At 40.0% G+C, this 24,712-nt stretch carries 27 protein-coding genes; 25 read left to right on the top strand and 2 right to left on the bottom strand.

Features of this window, described 5'->3' with window-relative positions; translation table 11 throughout:
• Positions 1-7 precede the first annotated feature (7 nt).
• The 24 genes from BM386_RS06785 to BM386_RS06670 all read left to right on the top strand — a co-directional run bounded on the left by BM386_RS06785 (position 8) and on the right by BM386_RS06670 (position 21,826).
• Positions 8-655 carry a ParA family protein gene (locus BM386_RS06785; RefSeq protein WP_091692865.1) on the top strand — a complete coding sequence of 216 codons (648 nt, stop codon included), beginning with the start codon at positions 8-10 and terminating at the stop codon, positions 653-655.
• A complete protein-coding gene (locus BM386_RS06780; RefSeq protein WP_091692309.1) occupies positions 634-984 on the top strand; it encodes a hypothetical protein in 351 nt (116 codons plus the stop codon). The genes BM386_RS06785 and BM386_RS06780 overlap by 22 nt, the downstream gene beginning before the upstream one ends.
• On the top strand, positions 981-1,352 hold the full coding sequence (locus tag BM386_RS06775; RefSeq protein WP_091692308.1) for a hypothetical protein: 372 nt from the start codon (positions 981-983) through the stop codon (positions 1,350-1,352). The genes BM386_RS06780 and BM386_RS06775 overlap by 4 nt, the downstream gene beginning before the upstream one ends.
• Positions 1,349-1,669 carry a DUF4134 family protein gene (locus BM386_RS06770; protein ID WP_091692307.1) on the top strand — a complete coding sequence of 107 codons (321 nt, stop codon included), beginning with the start codon at positions 1,349-1,351 and terminating at the stop codon, positions 1,667-1,669. Before BM386_RS06775 ends, BM386_RS06770 begins: the two co-directional genes overlap by 4 nt.
• Positions 1,670-1,729: 60 nt before the next feature.
• Positions 1,730-2,035 carry a DUF4134 domain-containing protein gene (locus BM386_RS06765; RefSeq protein ID WP_091692863.1) on the top strand — a complete coding sequence of 102 codons (306 nt, stop codon included), beginning with the start codon at positions 1,730-1,732 and terminating at the stop codon, positions 2,033-2,035.
• Entirely contained in the window at positions 2,035-2,319 is a 285-nt protein-coding gene (locus BM386_RS06760) for a DUF4133 domain-containing protein (RefSeq protein WP_091692306.1), read from the top strand. Before BM386_RS06765 ends, BM386_RS06760 begins: the two co-directional genes overlap by 1 nt.
• On the top strand, positions 2,316-4,823 hold the full coding sequence (locus BM386_RS06755) for a TraG family conjugative transposon ATPase (RefSeq protein ID WP_244545471.1): 2,508 nt from the start codon (positions 2,316-2,318) through the stop codon (positions 4,821-4,823). Before BM386_RS06760 ends, BM386_RS06755 begins: the two co-directional genes overlap by 4 nt.
• A complete protein-coding gene (locus BM386_RS06750) occupies positions 4,820-5,485 on the top strand; it encodes a hypothetical protein (RefSeq protein ID WP_091692305.1) in 666 nt (221 codons plus the stop codon). Before BM386_RS06755 ends, BM386_RS06750 begins: the two co-directional genes overlap by 4 nt.
• Positions 5,482-6,135: a hypothetical protein gene (locus tag BM386_RS06745; protein ID WP_091692304.1), complete on the top strand. Its 654-nt coding sequence runs from the start codon at positions 5,482-5,484 to the stop codon at positions 6,133-6,135. The genes BM386_RS06750 and BM386_RS06745 overlap by 4 nt, the downstream gene beginning before the upstream one ends.
• Entirely contained in the window at positions 6,132-6,800 is a 669-nt protein-coding gene (locus BM386_RS06740) for a hypothetical protein (protein WP_091692303.1), read from the top strand. The genes BM386_RS06745 and BM386_RS06740 overlap by 4 nt, the downstream gene beginning before the upstream one ends.
• Positions 6,797-7,579, top strand: coding sequence for a TroA family protein (locus BM386_RS06735; RefSeq protein ID WP_091692302.1), 783 nt, complete (start codon positions 6,797-6,799; stop codon positions 7,577-7,579). Before BM386_RS06740 ends, BM386_RS06735 begins: the two co-directional genes overlap by 4 nt.
• Positions 7,576-8,730, top strand: coding sequence for a TraJ family protein (locus BM386_RS06730; RefSeq protein ID WP_091692301.1), 1,155 nt, complete (start codon positions 7,576-7,578; stop codon positions 8,728-8,730). The genes BM386_RS06735 and BM386_RS06730 overlap by 4 nt, the downstream gene beginning before the upstream one ends.
• A gap of 2 nt (positions 8,731-8,732) precedes the next feature.
• Positions 8,733-9,341 (top strand): conjugative transposon protein TraK, encoded by a 609-nt coding sequence (traK, locus tag BM386_RS06725; RefSeq protein WP_091692300.1) that lies wholly within the window; start codon positions 8,733-8,735, stop codon positions 9,339-9,341.
• The gene (locus tag BM386_RS06720) at positions 9,319-9,756 is read left to right on the top strand and encodes a hypothetical protein (protein WP_139235862.1); all 438 of its coding nucleotides are present in this window, start codon (positions 9,319-9,321) and stop codon (positions 9,754-9,756) included. The genes traK and BM386_RS06720 overlap by 23 nt, the downstream gene beginning before the upstream one ends.
• Positions 9,746-10,969 carry a conjugative transposon protein TraM gene (gene traM, locus BM386_RS06715; protein WP_091692298.1) on the top strand — a complete coding sequence of 408 codons (1,224 nt, stop codon included), beginning with the start codon at positions 9,746-9,748 and terminating at the stop codon, positions 10,967-10,969. The genes BM386_RS06720 and traM overlap by 11 nt, the downstream gene beginning before the upstream one ends.
• Before the next feature lie 6 nt (positions 10,970-10,975).
• Positions 10,976-11,812, top strand: coding sequence for a conjugative transposon protein TraN (gene traN / locus BM386_RS06710; RefSeq protein ID WP_244545470.1), 837 nt, complete (start codon positions 10,976-10,978; stop codon positions 11,810-11,812).
• Positions 11,813-11,821: 9 nt separating this feature from the next.
• Entirely contained in the window at positions 11,822-13,813 is a 1,992-nt protein-coding gene (locus tag BM386_RS06705; protein ID WP_091692857.1) for a type IV secretory system conjugative DNA transfer family protein, read from the top strand.
• 12 nt (positions 13,814-13,825) lie between these two features.
• A complete protein-coding gene (locus BM386_RS06700; protein ID WP_091692297.1) occupies positions 13,826-14,455 on the top strand; it encodes a M23 family metallopeptidase in 630 nt (209 codons plus the stop codon).
• Positions 14,456-14,459: 4 nt separating this feature from the next.
• Positions 14,460-15,389, top strand: coding sequence for a DUF4099 domain-containing protein (locus tag BM386_RS06695; RefSeq protein WP_091692296.1), 930 nt, complete (start codon positions 14,460-14,462; stop codon positions 15,387-15,389).
• Positions 15,367-16,026, top strand: a complete 660-nt coding sequence (locus tag BM386_RS06690) for a hypothetical protein (protein WP_139235861.1) — start codon at positions 15,367-15,369, stop codon at positions 16,024-16,026. The genes BM386_RS06695 and BM386_RS06690 overlap by 23 nt, the downstream gene beginning before the upstream one ends.
• Before the next feature lie 57 nt (positions 16,027-16,083).
• Positions 16,084-16,578 (top strand): hypothetical protein, encoded by a 495-nt coding sequence (locus tag BM386_RS06685; RefSeq protein WP_091692294.1) that lies wholly within the window; start codon positions 16,084-16,086, stop codon positions 16,576-16,578.
• Positions 16,579-16,832: 254 nt separating this feature from the next.
• Positions 16,833-17,054, top strand: coding sequence for a hypothetical protein (locus tag BM386_RS06680; protein WP_091692293.1), 222 nt, complete (start codon positions 16,833-16,835; stop codon positions 17,052-17,054).
• A gap of 248 nt (positions 17,055-17,302) precedes the next feature.
• Positions 17,303-21,055 carry a hypothetical protein gene (locus BM386_RS06675; protein ID WP_091692292.1) on the top strand — a complete coding sequence of 1,251 codons (3,753 nt, stop codon included), beginning with the start codon at positions 17,303-17,305 and terminating at the stop codon, positions 21,053-21,055.
• Positions 21,056-21,355: 300 nt separating this feature from the next.
• Positions 21,356-21,826, top strand: a complete 471-nt coding sequence (locus tag BM386_RS06670) for a JAB domain-containing protein (RefSeq protein WP_091692291.1) — start codon at positions 21,356-21,358, stop codon at positions 21,824-21,826.
• Positions 21,827-21,899: 73 nt separating this feature from the next.
• Here BM386_RS06670 and BM386_RS06665 read toward each other — a convergent pair whose 3' ends face one another.
• Positions 21,900-22,466, bottom strand: a complete 567-nt coding sequence (locus BM386_RS06665) for a DUF6933 domain-containing protein (protein ID WP_091692290.1) — start codon at positions 22,464-22,466, stop codon at positions 21,900-21,902.
• An 800-nt stretch (positions 22,467-23,266) separates the two neighbouring features.
• Between BM386_RS06665 and BM386_RS06660 the strand changes: the two genes are divergently transcribed.
• Positions 23,267-24,175 (top strand): ArdC family protein, encoded by a 909-nt coding sequence (locus BM386_RS06660; protein WP_091692289.1) that lies wholly within the window; start codon positions 23,267-23,269, stop codon positions 24,173-24,175.
• 253 nt (positions 24,176-24,428) lie between these two features.
• On the opposite strand, the gene BM386_RS23440 is transcribed toward BM386_RS06660, so the two are convergent.
• Positions 24,429-24,629, bottom strand: a complete 201-nt coding sequence (locus BM386_RS23440) for a hypothetical protein (protein WP_139235860.1) — start codon at positions 24,627-24,629, stop codon at positions 24,429-24,431.
• Between the last annotated feature and the right edge of the window lie 83 nt (positions 24,630-24,712).

Here is a 24,712-nt window from a genome sequence, read left to right as displayed (position 1 = left end):
AATAACCATGATCATTCTATTTGCCAATCAGAAAGGAGGCGTCGGTAAAAGTACGTTGGCGGTACTCTTTTCCAATTTTTCAGTCCAAAAGAAGAATAGGAAGGTGAAAGTCGTCGATATGGATTTTCAGCAGTCACTTTATAACAAGCACCTTAATTCGGATTTGTTGGAAAATGAGAAGCTATACGAGGTGGAGCTTTCTAAGATTTCTGGATTCAGGAACATCCGCAAGGAAGCAGCCCAAGTGCCAAATCTACTTACTGTAATTGACCTTGCAGGAACTATGGCAGACGACAATCTGGTCCAGGTTTTTAAAGATTCAGGGTTGATCATATGTCCCTTTTGTTACGATGAATACAGCGTGACAAGCACTTTTGAATTTTGCTATGTGGTCAAAAAGATAAACCCGGAGAGCAAAATTATTTTGATCCCAAACCGAGTGAAAACTTCCGTGAAATATGAAACGCTGGACAGTGTAAATCAGGCACTCAGCAAGTTTGGAGAATTGACCTCGCCGGTTTCTGATAGGATTGATTTTCAAAGAATAACTACTTCCTACTCTCCAAAAACACTGGATCCAATTCTCGACCCAATTTTCAACAAAATATTCAATGACTACATAGACGAATCCTCATGGGAAGTGGAAACTATATAAACAAACTAGTACAAGGAGTTCGTGGCGAAATCCCTACTCCTGGCGAAGAAAAAAAGGCAGAGTCCACCTACAGCGAGAATTTCGGTAGTGAAGAGAGGAATTCAGAAGTGGATGAGCTATTAGAGCGGATTCGGGACTATAAAGTAAACGGAGAAAACCGCAGACTTATCCGGATGGATTCTAAAATAGAGGATGTCTTCAAACATGTGAATTACCTGTTTGGGATCAAGGTCACCTCTCTCGTGAATTATGTATGCTGGGATTTTCTAGAAAACAATCCTGAACTGGTCAACGAAATTAAAAAATCACTAAACCAACTAAAGCTATGAATTGGACAGATTTCTTTCTATACCTAGCCCTTTTCTATGTAGTGTACTATGCGGTCAACGTCGTCATTGATGTGTTAAGGACACCGCATCGTGCCAAATCTCAGGAAAGGCCTTCTTATGCATTCCAGTCAGATCTATCAGAATTTGACGAAAAGCCAATGGTCGTTGAGGAGGAAGATTTAGTAAACAAATCAACTCCAAAACCTGAAAAAGCTGCTTCAACTAACACAGAGGGACAAGAGGAGAAAATGGAATTCAAGGAGACAAATCCAATCAAGTCAACGGGCGGAGTGACCAATTTAGATTCCCTTTTTGCTCTGGCCAAAGAGAACACAATCGAAATGAAAAAGAAAGTAGTGTTCTCATGAAGGCAAGTCATTTTCTTCTGTGCTCCCTGTTAATTCTCTCCTTGACTAGCATGGAAATGTTGGCGCAGACTCCTCCAGGAGTGGAAGAATTCCAAGAGGTAGAATCAGATATGGAATCTTTTTACGTCGCATTGTCAAGACTATCTCTTGTTTCCGGTGCCATCTCAGGATTGCTTGGAGGCCTGCGGGTTTACAACAATTGGCAGATGGGACGTCATCATATTGATGTCCAGGTGATCAGCTGGTTTGGAGCATGCTTGTTTCTCGCAACTATCGGCTTTTTTCTTAGCGGACTTTACGGAGTTCCACTTACCTAAAACTTTACAACCAATTCAAAATAGTCCATGAAATATTTTCTTACTAAAACCATAAAAATCATGTTCAACAGAACCACAAAAAAGATCTCAAGTGCCTTAGCAATGGCCATTGTTTCAATTTCTGCACATGCCCAAGGAGTACAGGGAATTACAGCCGCTGAATCCTCTCTATTGACTTATGTGGATCCCGTCGCAAGTCTTTGCTTGGTGATCGGTGCAGTGGTCGGGATTATAGGAGGTTTCCGAGTATACAGTAAGTGGAATCAAGGCGATCAAGATATCAACAAAGAGTTGATGGGATGGCTGGGTTCCTGCATTTTCCTAGTGCTGGTGAGTGTTGTCATCAAGGCATTTTTCGGTGTCTAATGGCTAAGCAATTTCCAATATATAAGGGGCTTCAAAAGCCCCTTATATATCGTGGATTTCAAGGAAAATTTATCGGATGGGGAATTTCCTCATTGATCATCGGAGTCGTGCTGGGTGGAGTTATCGGGAGTTTGACCAGCATGATCGCAGGTGGTGTAATCACAATTTCAGCAATAGTAATTGGCCTTTTGTTTACTTCTCAGCAACAAAAAAAAGGGCTGCATAGCAAAACAAGGCATGTAGGAGTATTCCAAATCGCAACATCCTTAAAACCTAAAAAATGATATTGAAGAATAAAAGGAATGAATTTAAGTTGCCCTATGCGGGCATTGAAACTGAATTCAAAGGATTCCATCTACTTTTTAATCTAAATGGGGATTTCGGATTGATTCTGAAACTTGAAAACCCTGTAGTCCAATATTCAGCCGATCCTTCCAGGTACGACTTTTTTCACCAGCTATATACGAATGTCATCAAAATATTAGGAGAAGGTCATTTGATCCAAAAGCAGGATGTTTTTTCCACTGAAAGCTATCATGAAGATAATTCAAAGGAGTACCTGCAGCGGAAATATGATGAACATTTTCAGGGTAGAGAATATGTTTCCCACAATACCTATTTGGTCATCACCAAGCGGTCAAAAGGAAGGTATAGTGAAAAATCAGTGAATGATTTTATTCAATCCATCGGAAAGGTAACAGATCTTTTTGAGCGATCAGGGATTAAATCTAATGCTCTGAATAAAACCGAGATTGACCGATATGTGAAAAGGATTCTCAGTATGAATTTCTATCAGGATAGAATTGTCTTGGACAATTTGGTTCCAGTAGAAAACCAAGTGGAAAGTGGCGCCAGGGCATTCCGATCTATTTCGTTGGTTGACACCGATAAGGTAGAGCTTCCCGAAACGATAGCATCACATTCAGAAAGAAGTGACAAGGATAGCCTCAAAGGATTTCCAATTGATAACATGGGTTTTCTATTTGATGTCCCAAATTTCCAGACCATTGTTTACAATCAGGTCATCGAGATCGTAGAGCAAAGACCAACCCAACACAAACTTGAGGTCAAGCGAAAGAGGCATTCGGGAATCCCAGACCCTGCCAATGATATGTGTGTCCAGGACATTAATAGGCTATTGGAGGATGTGACAAGGAACAATCAGCTTTTAGTCAATTGTCATTTCAATGTCTTGGTTTCGGCTCAGAAGGAGCATATTCAGGGCGCTTGCAACTATGTAGAGTCATCCTTATTTCAGCAGGGGATTATTGCCAATAAAAATTCTTACAACCAATTGGAGTTGTTCAGGACTGTCCTTCCATGCAATACAGCTGAACTGAAAGTTTACGATTATTTTTTGACCACTGCAGATGCTGCATTGTGCTTTTTCTTTAAAGAATCACTGAATCAAGATGAAAAAAGTGGTTTTCAGATTCGATTCACCGATAGACAGGGAATCCCCTTGAAAATTGATCCCTCAGATTTGCCCATGCAGACTAATCGGATCAACAATAGAAACAAATTTGTATTGGGGCCTTCCGGGTCGGGCAAATCATTCTTTATGAATGCGCTGGTGGAGCAGTATTGCATGTGGAACAAGCAGCCTGATCCTAAGTGGTTGATGGATGTGGTGATCGTGGATACGGGACATTCCTATTCAGGACTGTGTCAATATTACAATGGCAAATACATTACCTACACCGAAGAAAAGCCCATTACCACCAATCCTTTTGCCATTGCTGAAGAGGAATACAACATCGAGAAAAAAGACTATCTCCTGACGCTTGTTTCACTTCTATGGAAGACAGCTGAAGGTACCGTTTCACAGGTGGAAGCCGATGTGATCTCGTACACCATTTCAGCTTATTATTCTTCATTTTTCTCTGATAAAGGCAAAATTGATCGGCTTTGCTTCAATAGCTTTTATGACTTTGCCCTAGAGACAATTCCGGAAATTATGGAGCGTGAGCGAATCACATTTGAACTGGATGAATTCCGATTTGTGCTCAAAAAATTCTATCAAGGTGGAGAGTTTGAAAATCTGCTAAACGAAGAGGTTGACCAATCCTTATTCACCGAATCATTTGTGGTTTTTGAAATTGACAGTATCAAGGAGCATAAGGTTCTTTTTCCAATTGTGACGCTCATCATCATGGATGTATTTATCCAGAAAATGAGATTTCGTTCAAAATACCGAAAAGCCCTGATCATTGAGGAGGCATGGAAAGCCATCGCTTCTCCTTTGATGGCTGGGTATATTCTATATCTGTATAAAACGGTGCGGAAGTTTTGGGGGGAGGCGATTGTAGTCACCCAGGAACTTGGTGATATCATCGGAAATGAAGTGGTGAAGGACAGTATCATCAACAATTCGGATACGATTTGTCTCCTGGACCAAACCAAGTTCAAAGACAACTATTCACAGATTGCTTCTTTGCTTTCCATCAGTGAGAAGGAGCGAAGGAAGATTTTTACCATTAACCAACTGGACAACCAGGAAGGGCGCGGCAGATTCAAGGAAGTTTACATCAGAAGAGGGGCTACAGGCGAAGTATATGGGGTAGAGGTGTCACTCTTCCAATACCTAACCTACACCACCGAAAAGCCAGAAAAATCGGCAGTAGAAATTTATGCCAATGCATTTGGAGGCTATAAAATGGGGTTGGACGCATTTGTAGAGGATTTTACTACTTCTAATCTGACTCTTCATAGATTTTTCGAGAAGGTCAACAAAGAAGGATGTCCGCTCACTGATACATTTCTTTCACCGAATTACCGCATAGCATGATTAGGTATCTTCAACTACTCATATTGCTGCTTTTCTCAGGATCAACCTTTAGTCAGACTGTTTATGTGGACCCGGCTGTTTCAGCTGCCACTGCCGCCCATGCTTTAGTAATTGACTCACAACTTGAGGCGACTAATGAAAGGTTGACTTTGATTGAACGGGGCCAGCTGGCAATCACTGGAAACCTGACCATTGTCAATACGATGCAGGATAAAATCTACAAGGGTCTTTCTGAAGTCAGTTCCATTTTGACCAATCTTTCCAATGTCAAGGAAATTGCACGAATGGCAACCGCTATTTCAGGAGATTTAAATGATGTGATGGAACTGGCGGGTGAGAATCCTGCTTTACTTCTGTTTGCCGAGCGAAACGCTACCATGTTTCAACAAAGGGCAACTTCACTTGCCTTGGAGGTCAGTTCTTTTGTCCTGAAAGGTGGAGAAAATAACCTCATGGATGCCGGAGAAAGATCCAAGTTGATCAACCAAATCTTGAACGAAATGGTAATCCTGAGGTCCTACACTTACGGCATGTACCGATCAATGTACTTTGCCCAAATGAAGGGAGTTTTCAAAGCCCTGAATCCTTTCCAGGGATACATCAATTTGGATATCCAACTCGCCCAGGATATCGCCAGAAAAGCCAAAACCTTGCAGCCATGAAAACCTTGATTCTAAGCTTAATTATTCTGTTTGCCAATATCGGGACAAGTCTTGCGCAAACGAATGTAGCCTTACTTCATCAGTTGGTAGAGGAATCTAAGTCCGAGTACAATTTGCAAAAGGAGGCAAAAACAAATCAGGGAAAAAATGCTGTCAATGAGGAGGTCAATAACAACCTGGTTAAAACGGTCAAAGAAAAATACAGAACGGTTCAGGAACGCTTTGCCAAGCTTTCTATTGTCATCGATGCAATCGGAATAGGTACAACGGCTGGGCCCTTGGTCAATTCCATCATTGACAACCAACAGCAGATCCTCTATTACTGCAGGCAAGATCCTGCTCTACTCCTTTTTGCCGTCAAGACGGAAAAGCTCTTTGTCCAAAGATCCTATTCATTGATGAACTACCTCCTCGGTCTTTCGGCCAGCATAGGAGTAGTCAACCAAATGAAAGTCTCAGATCGAAGGATTCTTTTTCAGTACATTATTGAGGAGCTGAGAGACATCAATGGTATTTCTTACAACGCTTCCCAATCTCTAAAGCATCATTTGCAGGAAAAACTAGGGGTCAATCCTTATTTGGGATATGTGGCAACAGAAATGGGACTGGTAGACGAAATCATTCAGAACGCCAAAACACTTTCCAGATGAAAAAGCTCATTTTCTTTTTGCTGTTTATCAATGTCGCCCAGGCATATTCTCAATCAGTGACAGTGGTATTTGACAGAAACCATTTTGCGATTGTCAATGCCAATGCTGCTATGAGGAATGTCAGCGAAATAGGGTATCACCAAACGCTGGATGTCATCAAGCAAAATACTGATGATATCGTTGTCAATTCATCCAGTTTGGCGATGGTTCAGACAATGATAGTTAAGTCTCTGACCCAGGTCAATGAGGGATTTAAGGATGCAATTCAGGTAAAGATGATTGCAGAGACTGTTCTTGATATCAAATCAATTTCAGCTGAGGCATTCGAGCTTGCCACTGATAATCCACTCCTATTTCTTTTTGTCGAAGAATATACTGCTCAAGCTAAATCCAGAAGCATCAACCTTGCTAGCGAAGTGTCGAGCTTGATCTTAAAAGAAGGTGAAAATCTGCTGATCAATTACAATGTCCGGGACGAACTTTTAGATACTGTCCAGAAGGAACTGCAGGTAATCCGTGCTCTGATGCTTTCCGCAAAAAACAGCATCTATTGGGCGAAAGCCAATGGTGTAATCCGATCACTTAATCCCTATCAATCCTATATCAATAAGGATTTAGGGCTAGTCAATGAAATTATCATCAAGAAGAAAACTCTAACACGATGAGAATCTTACTTACAATTTCAATCATTTTTTGCATTAGTCTCAAGAGTCATGGACAAACTCTAATTAAGGATAAGGCCATCATAGCCCAACAGGAAAGAATGGTTTTCAAGCAATGGGATGAAGACAAGTTTTATCCAAAGCCCATCAAAGTTTTAGGGATCCCTATTAACTACCTGTGGTACTCAACATGGGCATTGCATCCCAATTATCCTGACCTGGACAGAAGACCTTTATCACCCACAGGAGAGCAGACCCAGAGGCTTGGGTTGGCTGCTGCGATGCAGATCTCTTCCGACTACTATAAACAGCATTCGGATACCGTTAAGAATTTGGCTAATGCAGAAATGGCTCGGATTTCAGGTGCACTTTCGGCCTCGGATCCTCTGTATCAACTCTATTATAAGAAGGAACTCAAGCCTTTGGAAGATCCAGTTTCCTCAGCTTTTCAGGGAAGTGCCCCAGAGGTGGTGGAGTACATCACCGACCATGGAGCCTATCAATGGTATTTAGATAACATGGCTTCTCTTTCAGAGCGGTACGGTTTTTCAAAGACCCTAGATATGGAGCGAGGTCAGCGAATCCTGATGTACCACAGGATTATGCTTGAAATGAGGGATATCCTTGAAAAATGGCAATATAAGCTGGATATGTCAGCCAATATGCTAGCCTTCCGGAAGCTCCATGAGCGAAAAGAAAATGGTGAAATCACTATTTCTAATTCGCAAGATGAAGTGGACATAGCCAAAAAAATCGCCAACCAAACCCAAGTCCTGAAATGAAGAAGCTTTTCACCGGAATTTTAATGTTCCTGGGCTTTTCGATCACGGGATTTGCCCAGTCTGTCAACCATGACGAGTACAAGGAGACTATCAGCTACTTGCAGGGAAACAGTATTTACGATAGAGGTGTGATGACCTTTTTCGAAGAAATGAGAGATTATGGATTTGCTCATTCCGACCCTTTTATCAGGGATGCGCAGACCTTGGCCTGTATTTTCATGCTGATTTTTTTCAGTCTAAAGTGCTACGAAATGATGGCAGGGGACAAGAGGTTGGAAATCATGCCGCTTTTAAGACCCTTCGCCTTGGTGATCCTGCTCATGTGGTGGCCAATTTTCTGTCAGATCATTGCTTTTCCCACTGATTTAATTGCGGCCAAGACAGAAGCTCTATTCAGTACGCAGAACGACACTAATAATTCTCTTCGTCTTGACCGTGCCGCTTATATGGTGGAGATGGGTGATCAGCTGGTAGAATACCAAGCAGTAACTGAAATGGCTTCGGATCAGGCTGAGGATTCAGATGAGGATTTGGGAACTGTGATCGTGGACGGTGTAAAAGGGTTCTTTTCAGACCAAATCCTTTCACCGATTATGCAAATGCGGATCAGAATGCAAACCAGTCTTCAACTGCTGGTAACTCAGATTATTGAACTGATTGCAATGTGGATTCTGAGGATTTGCGTCTATATCATTTTCATGATCCAGATCATTTATTCTACTGTGCTGGTCATTCTTGGTCCTTTTGCGGTGGTGGTCAGTATCCTACCGGCTTTTCGAGATGCTTTTACTACCTGGATAGCCCGTTTCGTCTCGGTCAATCTTTATGTAGGTGTCGCTTTTTTGATCCTATATATCACTGGAAGGCTCCAGCAATATGCTTTGGAAGTTGAAATCGATAAGTATGAGTATTTACTTTCCACAGGAGGCGGAGTGGATAGGCTTGAAAAGATGGCTTGGTTTGCAGGAAATGGCTTGCTGAGCTTCGGGCTGGTCATCGTCGCTTTTTTCGTCAGTGCCATTGCAATTCTGACAGTTCCCTCCATATCCACTTGGATCATATCTACTTCAGGTATTTCATCAGCTGCAACCACTGCAGGAAGAATGGGATCATCCGCAACCAAAACCATTTCCAGAGCTAAAGTAATCTAAGCATGATCATCAAAAACATAGAATCAAAAATCAGGTTGGCAACCATACTTTCTATTGGAAGTTTTTTGACCTCCATCATCATTTGCGGGTTTGTATCAGCCTATGCCTATCAACAGGTAGCTAACGCGAGACAGTCCATCTATATCCTGGATAACGACATTCCCATTTTGGCGAAGCAGACCAATATGCAAATGAACCGACCAGCAGAGTACAAAGCAGCAGTGGACTTGTTCCACAGCCTCTTTTTTAACCTGGCTCCCGATGATAAACACATCGAATATCAGATGGAAAAGGCCATGTACTTTGTGGATGAAACCGGAGTAGGCCAATACAACAACCTGAAAGAGAAAGGTTATTTCAATTCCATCCTTTCATCAAGTTCAGTTTTGTCTATTCAGACAGATTCGATTGTAATTGACCAAAACAGGTTCCGCTATTACGGCAAGCAGAAGATCGACCGAAGAAGCGCAACGATCACCAGATCTATTGTCACTGAGGGTGATTTGATCGATATACCCAGGAGCGAAAACAACAGCCATGGGGTATTGATCACGAACTGGAAAACCATAGAAAATAAAGACCTCTCCAATGTTTCGAAAAATACCTTCTAAAGTAAGAGACACGACCGTGTTCCAAGAATTCAAAAATGAATTCTCGCCACAGGTAAAAGTACTCGAGGGGCTGGCCAGGGCCTTTCTGGACCGGCATGCGAAAGTAATTTTTAGCGTTATGATCCTTCTTATTGTGGCTTCTTTCATTCTGACCTTTTTTGTCCTTAAGCCCACATCGGGCGATCAGTCCCAAGGCAATAAAAAAGGACTGAATGCCATTCCCAGTGATTTGGGCGGTGAACTTTCAGCCCTGCAAGAACTCTCTTCTCGGGCAATTCAGATGAACGAATTGAAGACTCAGATTGAACGGATCATATCCCAGGAATCCATTTCAAAAGAAGATTCCATTTACCTAGAAAAAGCGATTGAACAATTGCAATACTTTAACAATCAACCGAAAGAAGATGAACATTGACTTTAAACAGCCAAAATACATTCTGCCGATTATCATGCTTCCCTTTTTGTGTTTGCTGTTTTACGGCTATAAATCATTCAGCAAGGACAGCCCAAACCAACCCATTCAGGGAACAAGCGGTATCCAGGCTCAGATAGGGAAAGTTTCAGAAAAGATCCAAAACAAACCGATTGACACAAAACTGGATGCGTCGCGGGAAACTTATAAAAGGAAGAATGACGGCTACACTGCCATCAAAGGATTGGAACTCGATATCGAGGAATCCAGTCAGATCAAGAGCCTATACAACGAAGAGGAAAAGAGGCTATTGGATTCCATTGACAATGCCCTAAAAAACTCAAGCTTTTATTCAAACCCATCTAAATCCAGCGACCCGGTTCCACCAGTTTCCCAAGGAAGTTCCAGGCAGAAAAGCTTTTCTGAAGAAGATGAAGAACTGTTGCAGGCTATCAACCAATTGGAGGGAGCAAAAACAACTAGCCCAGCAAATAAATACGAAGATCCGATGGATCTCTTCAAGGCTCAGATGGCTGTGATAGACTCCATCTCCAAAGCCAATGATCCGTCCTTTCAGGAACAACAGCAAAAAGAGAAAGAGTCAGAAGCACCAAAGCAGGAAACCGAAAGGGAGGTTTATCGAGTCCAAAAGACCACAGGTTCGGCCACAATGTTCAATACCGTCACTCGTGAGAAAAGGGGGAGGTTTATTGAGGCGATCATTGACCAGGATATTAAAAATGGGACACTAGGAGCAAGATTAAGAATCAGGCTTTTGGATGATATTCTAATCGGGAATGCCATAGTCAGCAAAGGCACTTACCTCTATGCCCTGATCACTGGCTATGAAGCTCAGCGGGTGAAATTGACTATTTCTTCGGTTATGCTCGGTGATCAGATATTCCCAATCAAGCTATCTATTCATGACGTAGATGGAATGGAAGGGCTGTATGTTCCTGCCTCTGCATTTCGGGAGTTTTCCAAGGAACTCGGAAGCAATACCACCGGTGGAATGAATATCAATATGCAGCAAAACTCAGATGATTTGAGCCAGCTGTATATGTCTGCGCTTCAACGAATGTTCACTTCAACTTCCCAGGCTGTTTCCAAAACCATCAAGAAGAACAAGGCTAATATTAAGTATGGAACCTCTGTTTACCTGATCGATCCAAACGAGCTTCAGGACAATGAAAAAATGATCCAAAACCAAAATTGATTTGCGATGAAACTTAAACTGATAACTCTTCTATTCTTGTCTATTTCCATCTCGGTAGTTGCACAACAGAATGGAACCTTGTTGAAAACACAGCTTCCCAGAGTTTACATTGACGAGGAAATATCCCTCCATTTCCTTTCTCCGGAACCGATCCAGTATGTAGATATTTCCACAAACGATATGATCGGGGATATTCCCTTGGAAAATGTGTTTCGAGTGAAGGCAGTCCGGGACAGTGTTTCTGATTTGAACGGATATAATAAATCCCTTGGAGTGGTGACCATAATAGGCCAGAAGTTTATTGCCCAATATGATCTTTGGTATTCACATGACGAACGCCAACTGAAAACTCAGATTGAAATCCTTCCTATCAATACGAATCCATTGGAGGTAGGGGAGATTCCCATGAGTGATCAGGAACTTCGATTTTTTGCAACTGAAGCTTTCAAGGATAAAAAAAAGAATAAAATCACTCAAAGCACTCAGTACGGCATCACGGGGAAAGTCAACAAGATCTATACGGTTGATGATTATATCTTTTTGGACATCTCCTTCAAAAACAAAACAAACCTAAAGTTTGACCTGGACCAGCTCAGGTTTAAGATTGAGGATAAGAGAATTCTCAAGGCTACCAATGTTCAGTCCATAGAGATTGAACCCGAATACCAACTGTTTTCGACAGAGAGCTTTGATAAGAAATATCGAAATATCTATGTCTTCAAAAAGGTGACTTTCCCCAATTCCAAGGTGTTTACTATCGAATTGACAGAATCCCAAATCAGTGGGAGATCACTCAAGATGCGGGTCAAATACTCCGATCTTCTAAATGCAGACACACTTTAAAAAATGGGCATGAATGAGAAAAGAGAGTTAAAAAGCCTTCATGGTACATTCCAATTCATCGTTTATCTGATGGTGTTCATGGACATTCTAATGTTTGTCTATGCTCCGAAGCTGATGGAAATGGAAGAGATAGGGAAATTTCTTTTTCCGCTTTTTGATAGACTCCTTAATCTGAAAATCTATCAAAATGTCTTAATTGGGAAGATCGCCATCCTATTTGCGATTTGCCTTGCTACCATCGGTACAAAATCCAAAAAGAACCTGGATCTAAATCCGAAAAACCAAATCATTTTTCCCTTGGCGTTTGGGCTGATCCTTTTTTTTGGATCGGTCTATATCTACACCTTGGAAAACTCTTTTTTGGTAATCGACTATACTTCCATTGAAAATGTCGGTTACATCTTGAGTACATTCATTGGGGCTGTCCTAATTCATACATCATTGGACAATGTGTCCAAAATGATCAAATCCGGACTGGGCAAGGATGAATGGAATATCGAGGGAGAATCCTTTATGCAGGATAAAAAGAAGATCGAAAATCCCTATTCGGTCAATATCCCCATGAAATTCTATTACAAGGGAAAAGTCCGTAACGGTTGGATCAATTTAGTCAATCCATTCCGTGGAACCTTTGTGATCGGAACACCTGGTTCCGGAAAGTCTTTTGGGGTGATCAATCCCTTTATCCGACAGATGATCGGAAAAGGATTTACGATGTGTCTGTATGATTTCAAGTTTCCTGATTTGGCGCAGATCGCTTATTTCCATTACCTGAAAGCTCAAGACAAAAAGAGAAATTCAAATTTCAAATTCCATGTAATTAACTTGGATGAGGTAGAGTACTCCAGACGGATTAATCCAATCAATAGACGTTATCTGAAAACAGTTGCTAATGCATCCGAAACTGCAGAGGCAATTTTCCAGTCTCTTCAAAAATCCGATTCCTCGGGAGGAGCTGACAAATTCTTTGAACAATCGGCCATCAACTTTCTTTCCGCTTGTATATTCTTTGTGTCCAGGTATGAGGAAGGAAAGTACTCGACGTTTGCCCATGTGCTGGATTTCCTCAATAGAGACTATGAGGATATTTTCGACTGCCTAACCAAATACCCAGAGCTCAGGTCAATGATTTCTCCTTTTCGAAGTGCCTACGAAAAGAAGGTTTTCAAGCAACTGGAAGGTCAGGTCGGAACCCTGAAAATTTTCCTATCCAGACTTAACAACAAGGAAACAGCCTGGGTATTCAGTGGAGATGATTTTGACCTCAAAATCTCAGACCCCAACTCACCATCTGTTTTGGTCCTGGCCAATAGTACCGAAACACAAAGTATTACCGGGACATGCTATTCGGTTGTAATTAATAGACTCACTCGTTTGATCAACACCAAAGGGAATCTGCCAACTGCCCTGATTGCGGATGAGGCACCGACCTTTTACATCCACAAAATCGAAAATCTGATTTCAACTGCAAGAAGTAATAAAGTAGCTGTGTTGCTGGGGCTCCAAGAATTGCCTCAGTTGAACCAGTTACAGGGGAAAGAAACGGCTTCTACCATGACTTCGGTAATCGGAAATGTCCTTTGTGGCTCAGTTCGGCATAAGGATACTTTGTCTTGGTTGGAAATGATGTTTGGCAAGCGAAAGCAATTAGGACAGAGTGTTTCCATTGATCGAGAAAGAACGTCGGTGTCCTACAGCGAAAAGTACGAACCGCTTATTCCTGCAGGAAAAATTGCCTCCATGCATACAGGGGAGATTGCCGGGATAATCGCTACAGAGGGAACTGAATTCGACGGAAAATATAAAACCTCCAACGTGCATTGTCGGGTAAATCTTGACATGAAGGAAATAAAGCAGGAGGAAAGCTCTTATCGAACTACTCCGAAATACTATGATTTCAAAGGGAAAAAGGAGGAAATATTAGAAAAGAACTTTGAGAAAATTCACTGTCAAGTAACTGAAATCATTGAAAGACATCGAGAAATGGCTACTGTAGATTAAATCAAAACTTCTATGAATTGGACTATAGGTATGGCTCTTTTTCTTCTTGCCTCTCAGAATGGATTTGCACAATTCAATACCCATCAATTCCAAAAGGGAATTCCTAAAGTAAAAGTGATGCGACAGGCAGTTTCCCTAGAAACAGTCCCGGATAATTTGGGCAATTATTCCCAACTGATTCAGCCGATTGAAAAAGAGAATAAGGTTTTGCTCGCCTCTCTCCCATTGGATAGCTTTTCCGTGACATCGAGGTATGGACATCGGATTGACCCGATTACTAAGGATCGCTCCTTTCATCGAGGAATTGATCTTAAAACCAATAGATCCAAAGTCTATTCTATGCTGCACGGTAGAGTTGAATCGGTAGGAACAGATCCACTTTTGGGAAACTTTGTCAAAGTACAGCACGGAAAGTACGAGGCTGTTTACGGTCATCTATCCTATGTGTCTGTATCGAAAGGCGAAAGTGTTTTACCAGGTTCTGTGCTCGGAATTTCTGGAAGTACAGGAAGGTCAACAGGGGATCATCTTCATTTGACCATCAAAAAGGGGCAGAAGTACATCAGCCCTACGCTTTTCATCCAGATGATTTCCAGGATTTCGAGTAAAGAAGAGCTATTAACCTATATATCAAACCAATAACAATATGAAAAATCAAAGTGCATTACCAATGAGGGATTTGGAGATTTTCGGAATCGTCAAAGACGGAAATTTTACCATTCCGGAAAAAGAAGTCCATGCCTTGAAAAATGGGAAAATGACTGATATCGTCGAATTGAAAGATTTGAAGGGGAAAGAGATCCAGATAGATAAGCTGCCGGCAAGACTTTCCATAGTTCGAGGAGAAGATGGGAACCCGTCCTTACGAATTGATCCTGTCTATAGAGAAGCGAACCCTCATCCAGATTTGAGCGAATCAGAACGAAATCAATTGGTCAAGAAGAAATTGGCAAACTTGAAGAAAAGCTACGTGGATAAGGATGGGAATATTCAGTCAGAAATCATAGAGTACGATCATCGAACCAAGCAATTTCTGTCTTACAATCCCAGGGATATTACAGCTCATCAAGAGGTCAATGGGGAAGCGCTTAGTCCGCAGCAAAAAAAGAAATACAAGGAAGGAGAAGTCGTGGCATTAGGAGACGGTACCGAATTTCAACTTTCACCTTCTGCACCCAAAGGCATTCGGTCCAACAATCGGGGTTTAGTCCTATCGGTATTGCTTGATGGAGGGATATCTTACTTGCTGATCACAGGTGTGCAAAAGATGTTGGGTAAGGAAAGCCAGGAAGAAAAGGCTTATAGTAAAGGCTATTTGCAAGCTGTCAAACAGGTTCAAAAACAAGTAGAACGTAGAATTTCCAGAAATCCTAATGACAAAGATGCAGTCCGTGACTTAAACAATATCAAGGAGGAATATTCCAAAATTTCCGCTGATGATAATCTCCCAAAAGAAGTCCGAGATGATTTTGATATCAACAAAATCAAGCGGCTAAACAGTATCGACACTGAAGAAGGAAGAAATCCAAGAAAGAAAAGTGGAGAGCAAGACAATGACCAGGAACGGGACATTTGATATTTTGACTTACAAGGGCGTTGAAAAGGATATTCAGCGCCTTTTTTCCATGCATGCCGTTCAAGATGAGAATGGGCAGGTCCTATTTGATTTTTTTGATCAAAACGGTAAGCTTGTCGATCAAGAGGTTCTCAGTCTTTATCATAATAAACGAGCTTCCTATGGGATTTCAAGTCTAAATTTTTCCGAGACCACACGCTCGGTTTTTGTCTCGGATTCCTATGCTTCCTTGATTTTTTTTACCAACCAGTTTAGGGCTAGGATTTCATTTGAGGAGGCGGGTTTTATGGTTGTGGGTGCAGCTTTTGATGAGTGCCTTTTGAAAAAATCATTCGAGGAAATCGCCAAAAGAGCCAAAATCAATACGGTATTCGGTTCATCGGTTTTGGGTAGAGTGATGGATTGCAAAGTTCAGGACTTAATCCATGATCGATATTGTTCCTACCGTTTGAGCAATGATCTTGTTAAGTTCGAAAATGCGAAGAAAGTTTCTTCAGAATCCATTCAATCATTTTCGCTACGAACCTATTGCATATCGCAAGGAGTGAGGCAAACAGTACGGACTTTCAAGCCCAAAAAGAAAGCAGTTGAGTCTTTTTACGGACTCAATCAACAGGCTTGGGATGTGGTTAAATAATATGGTTTTGCTATATTTAGCAATCAGCATCCTTACGATTACTAAACCAATTCCACAATGAAAAAACTGAATTACCTTTTACTTTTTGTTCTTGCCAGCCTATTCTTCGCCTGTTCCTCCGAAGATGAAGAACCCAAATTGGTGGAAAAAGACGTGACCATTGAAGTCGAAATGGGAGGAGATTATTCTGATTACCTGGTGACTTTTACAGTTCATACCATGCTGAGCGGCACATCCACTTTTGTCACTCCCCAATTGATTGAACCTTCTGCTTTGGAGTGGACTCAGATAATTGAACAAGGGAATTCTTACACCGTTACGTATGAACCTTCAGCGAGTTCTCTTGAGGTTCAATCCACTTCCGATATCCACAGCTTGGGATTTGTATTTAATGCTGTTCCATTGGATAGAAATACTGATGATACGTTTGATCTGATGTCTGCTAGTATTCGAGTTTTGGCAGATGGAGAAGTATATAGAGAATATGATTATGAGGCATTGCCCTCAGATCAGACTTCTGTTCCTTTGGCAGATGAGATCAATATTGATTGATTTAGCTACGAGTCATATTTTCCATTCAACTGCCTTTCATGTCGATGAATTCTAATGCCCCATTCTGGTTTTATCCAATTGTATGCACAAAGGTCGAACTGCTTGTCAGTTTCAAAAAATTGGAGCTTCTAGCAGAATTTTTCAAAAAACAGGGTTTCCTACGGACTACCTCCCAGTTTTTAAATTCTAATTTTTGATCACTTTCCAGACCGTCCTAAATGACCTGCATAAATTTTAACTAAAACCAAAATACTATGGCATTCTCAAAAAAGTACATCGGAAAAGGCAAGAAAGTCGAAAACATGGAAATAGTCGAAGTAAGCCTCAACATGGCTGAACTTCAAAACCACACCTTCGAATACGAAGGAGAAACCTACGTCAAATTCAACCTCGCCAAACTGAAAGAACCAGATCAGTACGGAAAAACCCACACGGTTTATTTTTCTATCAAAGAGCCGGAATCGGATGAATCTTGATTAAAAAGCCCTTCGGGGCTTTTTTTGTGATGATCATCCAAGGTGAAACTTACTTTAATAATATCAAATTAAGGAGTATTTCAAATATTCGATGGTAGCTGCTTGTTACTACAAACCAAATCCTTAATTTGAATTAACTGGCAAGAAATCAACTCCCGAATTGACGGAGTGTTCCAGTTTTGACGCTTAATGTATTGTACCAAATTCGCCAATAATTGATTTTTGGGATTTACTCGAACAATTAGACTATGACAGGGAGACTTCAACTTATCGAACAAAAATTAATTGCAATAGACCCAGCAGGATTTCAAAACCTTTGTGATACATATTTAATGATGCGGGAAGAAGGAGTTCGAAGCTTCAATAGAACTGGAAGCCAGCTCGGTAAGCAAAAAACAAAAATAGGTACACCCGATAGTTTTGTGAGACTTCATGATAATAAACTTGCATGCATTGAGTATACAACGCAGGCAGAATCTAAAGTTTTAAAAATCAAAGCAGATATCGAAAAATGCCTAGATGAGGAAAAAACAGGAGTGCCCGCTGAAAAATTGGATCAAATTGTAATATGCTTCAATTCTCGCTTGACTATGGAAGAAGAAGTAGAAATACAAGGCTATGCTCAACAATTAGGAAAGAGAATTGATCTAATAGGTATTGATACTTTAGCAATTGAAATTCAATCAAAATATCTCCTTTTGTCTAGAGATTTTTTAGGTATTCCGATAGAGACGGGGCAAATTTTGCCTTTTGATAAGTTTATTTCTGAATATAATAACAAGGCTCATCAATTATCTACCCCTTTAGATAATGAATTCCTTCATCGAGAAAAGGAGCTTCAAGAGTTACTTGGATCTTTGGAGAGTACGGATTTACTAATAGTATCTGGAGCTCCAGGAATTGGAAAAACCAAAATTGGGGTAAAGGTGATTCAAGAGTTTATCGAGCTAAATCCTTCTTACGTTTCTTTTGCGATTGCTAAAAAGGGTGTGGACATACTTGATGATTTAAAAATTCAACTCAAAGTTGATAGGGATTATATTTTGCTTATTGATGATGCCAACAGACAGCTTTCGAATTTTACTCAAATTTTGGGAGTTTTTAAAGAAGGAAGGAAAGGGAGAATTAAAATCCTAGTCACAGTTAGAAATTATGCACTCGATGACGTTAAAAATTTAACCTTTGATCTTGAAAAGGAGGTGATTGATTTAAAGAAATTTTCTGATGAGGAGATTATCCAGATTATTTCAAGCGACTCATTTAAAATTCATAATCACGAATACCAAAAAAGAATTGTCGTATTAAGCGATGGAAATGCCCGATTAGCAGTAATGGCCTCCAGACTTGCAAATATGAAACATGAGGAATTTTTGATCGGGGATGTTTCGGATTTATTTGATTCTTACTTTGGTACTTTCATGTCTGATTTTGATCTGTTTAATGACAGAAAAGTTTTGAAGGTATTAGGGATAATATCTTTTTTCTTTTCAATTAATCGGAATGACAAGAGCCTTTTAGAGTCAATATTTCAGCTTTTTGAAATTGGTTACTATGATTTTAATGAGGCGATTGAAGAGTTGCATAAACGAGAATTAATTGAGGTTCAGTTCAATAGGGTTCGGATTTCAGAACAAGTAATGGCAACCTATTTTTTTTATAAAGTATTTATTAAGGACCAGATTTTATCATTTAACATCCTGATAAATAATTTTTTTCCTGCCATGAAATCCAGATTCAAGGATTCAATCATCCCAGCTAACAATTCATTTGGTTATGAAAATGTTTTTACAAAAATACACCAAGACTTGAATATTTATCTTCAGCGAAAATCAGAAGATGAAGATGCAGCTCTCGATTTTCTCGACTTGTTTTGGTTTTATTTACCAGAAGACACATTGGCATATTTTCACACTAAGATCTCTGAATTGCCAGAGCCAGACTCTTTGGATTATATGACTAAATATGAGATTAATGACTTTGTTTTTGAGAAGGAGAGGACATTAGATTTTATTTCGAGATTCTTCAATCATATTACTAGTTGTTTTGATACAGCCGTTCTTTTAGGCTTTGAATTTATTAGAAAGAAACCCGAGCATCTTCCAGAATTTATCCGGCGTATTAAAGAAACTTTAATTTTTTCCCACCAGGATGAAAGGTTAGGTTTTAAAAGACAGGTTGACTTTATAAAAATCCTTATCGAGAAAGCAAATAATGGTAATGCCCATTATTTGGCTGCTTTTTTTGATCTTTCAAAATTCTTCTTGAAGCAATCATTTCATGTAACTGAGGGAGGAAGAAATCATTCTATTTCTTGGTATGAGTATCCGCTACCGTTTTATCGAGTTACAGAGGATTTGAGAGCTAGTATTTGGAGGAAACTTTTTCTAAGTTTTGATGAATTTCCTCATGAGGTTTACGAGGTTATAAAGGATTTTCGGCCTAGTTACCATGAATTGGAGCCAGAAGTCATGGATTTTGATTTGGGGCTACTTGTTCCCTTCGTTTCTGAAAATTTCTCGCCAATGATTTTTAAGTATGCACACTGTGTGCAAGAGATGATTTATCGCTTTGATAGAGAGGATAGGATTACCAACAGATCATATAGGGAACTAAAGCAAAAATTCCTAACAGAGGATTATTTGTCTTATCGAAAGTTGGATTGGGATAAATTCCGGGACAAAGAAGAATTTGAGTTCGATAACTGGGAAGAGTATGGTGCTCTTAAATCGGAGGAATTGAAGAGCTATTTCTTATTTGGTGATGAATCTGAATTCCCTAAACTGTTTACTGCTATTGAAAATATTCAATGCGTTAAAGTGAGGGATTATTTTCCAGCTGGACAATCTGTAGATATTATTATTGAAGAGAATTTCAAAAAGAATAATGAATTAGGATTTCTATTATTTCAAAAAATTTTGGGAGAATTCCCTAAAGGGCTACAGTTTCCGCATAGAGGAATAAGTGCTATTGCTAGATGTTCACCTAGCTGGTGTCTGAAGATTTGGTCTGAGCTTGAGCAATGGGAGAATGAGAATAGTCTTTATTGGAAGATTTGTTTTTTTAGACTCCTTCCAACAGATTTTATTGACAAGTTTTATTGTGATCGCTTACTTGATTTAATTGAAAGTATTGATAGATATACCTACTTATATGTTGAGGACTTTTCTCGATTCAATTTGATTGATAAGGATTTTTCAAAAACAGTTTTGTCAAAAATATCTAAGAAGAATGATGATTTAGGTCTAGTAATTGCCTTTGAGGATGATGTCTTTGAAAAAAATCTAGATTTATTCGATGCGGATTATGTGTTGATAAGCAAGTCTTATTTTCAACAGTTTCGAATAAACCATTCTCAAATATTTGACTTTAAGGGTAAGGGGATCGAGGCAATTTTTCAATCGTATCCTGGATTTCTTATGGATTTTGTTCATCAATTAGAAGAAATTGAAAGAAATGGGAGAGGAGGAAAGGATATTAGCTTCGGATTTGTTTGGAAATATGAAGGAGTTGATGAAATTATAACAGAGGTAAGCGATTTTCTCGTTGAGAATGACAGATACTTAGGTTATAGATATCATGCGCATTCTATACTCTTTAAAGAGTTGGATCAAGAATCGAGCAAGAAGGGATATAGCTTTGTTCAAAAGGAAATTGAAAAGCATTGTAAGGATTCAAAAAAAATTCAAGTCTATTTTCAAACAATTAGAAGTTGCTTTAAAGAGAATTTTGATGTTGCATTTTTAGATTTTCTAGCTATCAATTCGGATTTAGAGTTATTTAAATCAATTGATTGGATTGGGAATGCCGGTGTTATGTGGGGAGATGTCAGTTTTGGTGAAATTAATGCCAAACGGTGGGCGAATATTTTGGAGTTAGTTAATAAGTTTGATGATAAATTAGCCATGATCCCAATCAAAAATTTTTTGAAGAAGAGGATCGAATCAGAATATAAATTTGCTGAATATGAGAGAGAAAGAAAATTCTCGACGCCAGATTGGTAATTTTGATTTAAAGTATACTTACTTAGGTAAAACTAGGTAATGGAATGGGAGGAGTCCGACACTATCCTTTCATTTATTCTATTTCCCAGTAACTTTAATCGTTCAAGGTCATTGATATTTAATATTTTTTTGCACCTAGAATTCCTCGCCAAGTTAGTCCTTTGGGCTCTGGGCGACCGTAAGCTTCCGGCATAAAGCCGCTTGCTGCGCTGCGCTTTTTATTCCTTTTCCTTTCGGTCTTTGTCGCCCTCGGCCTGATGGTGCTTCATAATTCATTGTTCCACAAAAACGAAAAAGATTATGGAGGCTTCCGAAAGAAAAATTGATTTGTTTGAAGTAGCTGAGATTAAGCTGAGCTACAGTACAAAAGTTAAAAACTCACTTCGTCCTAAGGTGGGAACATCAAGACAAGTATATGAAGTGTTTGCTAAAGCCTGGGAAGATGATAGAATTGAGTTTGTTGAGGATTTTAAAGTAATGCTGCTATCAAGAGCCAATCGAGTGCTGGGAATTGTAACCATTAGCTCTGGAGGAACAGCCGGAACAGTAGTAGATGTAAAACTGGTCTATGCAGCTGCTATTAAAAGTGCTGCCCAATCAATCGTGCTTGCCCACAATCATCCCTCTGGAAATTTACTGCCATCAGAACAGGATAAAAGATTGACTCAGAGAATCAAGCAAGCTGGAAATATTCTGGATATTCCAGTGTTGGATCATTTGATCATGACATCAGAAGGATATTATTCCTTTGCAGATGAGGGAGAGCTTTAGGGCTCTCTTTTTATTTCGTAATTGGGCTGATTTTTAGTTAGAACGTCCTATGAATGATACCGGAAATAACCAATCAATCCAAAAGACCAGGATCAATGGGCTTTTCCAAACTTGAGGCTAGATAGTTTTTTAGAATTTTTTCCATTTCCTTCCTCGGTTTGGTTATGTTGGTGTATTTGGAAACACCGTCCAGACTGAAGATACTGTCGTTTAGGTAGGCGTTAATTTGGGCTAGGCTTCGATAGAATGCTCCGTCCAGATGGCATTCAAGAGTGAACATAATCTGGTTTATGTATCCCAAGGCACTGCGATCTCCATCTGTGGAGTGGAATCTAATTTCGTCCAAGAGCCAATTGACTTGTTCTTGAGTTGCATTGATTCCATCGACCGTTAGCTGTAGTTGAAGCTCTTGGCTGATTTTCTCACGAATGTTTGGAAGATCTTTGGCAGTGAGGTTTTCCAGTATCAGAGAATAGTGGGTTTTGGGGTTGTATAGCAACCAGTTTTTCCTTCGGTTGACATAAAATACCGTAGCATTCCATTTTCCCAAGATCGCTGTATTCTCATCACCAACCGAAGGCGTGATATCCTTTTGGATCAATTTCTCTAGCTTTTTGCTGACGTGGATAGGAGTGGACATGGTTATGAATTTGAAGTGTAAAGGTGGGGATTTTTAAGAATACTATCGATTTATAGGGGCTTCCTTTCGGTCAGGCTATCCGCTCTCAATCTTTCTCTGTGAGCCCCAGGCCTTCGCTGAGAAAGGATTTCCACTTCTATCCCTAAGCCTATTCTTCGTTTCGCTCACTCCCTCTATTCAGATTCTTTCACGACATTTTTTAAATGAATGCTCCTTACTCCTCATTTCCGGAGAGAGCTTTCACTCCCCAAGGCTACCGCTTCACTTCACTCAGCCTTTACTCATTTCCCGTCAAGCCTGTTAATTGGGAAGTCCTATTGGTGAAGCAGTAGCCCAAGCCTCCTTTTGGGGGGCAAGCCGTTGTCCGCTTTTCTTTTCGAACGTCAGGGAGCGTTTTTCTTCCAAGCGGGTTGTCTGATCCGTTCCGGGTTTTTACTGGCGTTAAGTCCGCCCAATCAAGCAAAGATGAAAACCAGAATCTGGGATCGTCAAAAATTCGCTTCGCCCTGATGTGAAAAAGACTGTTTCCTACGGACTGCCTCCGACTTTTTCATTCAGGTTTTTGCCATGCCCAGAACCCAGTTTTCCATAGACGCTTGTCGGTCGGTACCTCAACACCAGTGGATAAAAAAAATGTCACTTCTCAGTCAAATATCCCCGCTCTCCCAAAAAAACAATGCTGTCCTGACTTTCGGGAAAAGCTCAGTAGTTGTCGGGTCGAGTTTCCTAACATCCTTGGATATGAGTGTGGATGCTTTGGCTAGGACAAATTCCTTTTTATCACTTAAAAATCAATCAAAATGAAAGCTTGGGAAAACTTCAACAAACTAGCGGAGACTGTCACCAATGAAATCATCGAGGGAATCCAAAATGAAAACCTTACTTGGGAGCAAGTTTGGAACCCTAGAAATGGGCCGAAAAATTATGCTTCAGACAGAGTTTATACAGGTTTTAATGCACTGTGGCTTGCCTGGGTGACAACTTCAAAGAAATTTAGTACTCCTTATTTCCTAACCTTCAAACAAGCAAAGCAATTGGGTGGAAATGTAAAAAAGGATGAAAAAGGAACAAAGGTTGTATTCTGGAAGATCTCCAAGTTTGTCAAGGAAAAGACTACTAATGAAGAAGGCGAAAACGAGGATGTTTTGGGCAGGAAGTTTACCCCCTTTATCTGGACGGTTTTCAACATCGATCAAATAGAAGGGATCGATTTTTCAATACAAAACACCGAGGAGGAGCGAGTTTTTTCGCCAATTGAAACCTGCGAGGCTATTATTTCAGGTTACAGTGATTGCCCAAATATCGTTTATCAAGGCAATGAAGCTTATTACAGCCCTGTCAATGATTATATCAATATGCCCGAGAAAGAAGCTTTCCAAGGGGAGGAGCAATTTTATTCCGTGCTTTTTCATGAGGCAATCCATTCTACGGGTCATTCAAGAAGATTAGGTAGATTTTCAGAAAGACCTGCTTTGGTGGGGTACCAATCTGCAGAATATTCTAAGGAAGAATTAGTTGCGGAAATGGGAGCAAGCTTTCTAAATGCTTACGCTGGAATTAAGGAAGTCAATTTTAAAAATTCCTTGGCTTACCTCAAAGGATGGCTCAAGCCTCTAAAAGATGATCCAAAAATGCTGATCTATGCAGCACAAAAGGCACACCAAGCAGCCAATTACATACTTGGAATTCAAGCTGAGGGGGAGGAGTAATTCCCCCTCTTTTTCTTATGCTTCGGTTTTTACTAACTTAACTTTTCTTAGGCTAAATCACTTAAACCAATATGTCGGAACCTTTGCTAATCGTGATATTATTTCTTGGAACTGGATTTGCCCTTTCCCTGATCCAAGATGCGCACCTAAAAAAGCCCTTTCTTTCCAGAATGGGCTTTACATTGGTTAGCGTTGGTTCGTTTTGTTTTTTTCTGTTGGGATCTTTCGCTTCTATGAAATTCCTTTTTGGATTCTAGAGTTTATCCAGAATTTCTCTGATTAGCCTTTCTCTGTCTAGTTCCTTTTTTCTTTTTGCTCGTAGGCTCAGGATATAAAGGATCCACACTCCCCAGGCAACTGCAAAAAGTGGAAAAGGATTTTCTGCTCCCAATGCCCCAATCATTGCAATGAAGCTGATGAATAATGTTCCTAAAAATTTTATTATTGGCCACATAACCAGATAGTTTACTTGATGGTCTATAGTATTAGTTTACGATTAATTTTTATAGAGAGTTCTTAAAAATGTAAATAAGTAAA

The organism is Algoriphagus locisalis (assembly GCF_900116615.1).
GTDB classification, from domain to species: Bacteria; Bacteroidota; Bacteroidia; order Cytophagales; family Cyclobacteriaceae; genus Algoriphagus; species Algoriphagus locisalis.
This window is presented reverse-complemented; position numbering and strand designations above follow the sequence as displayed.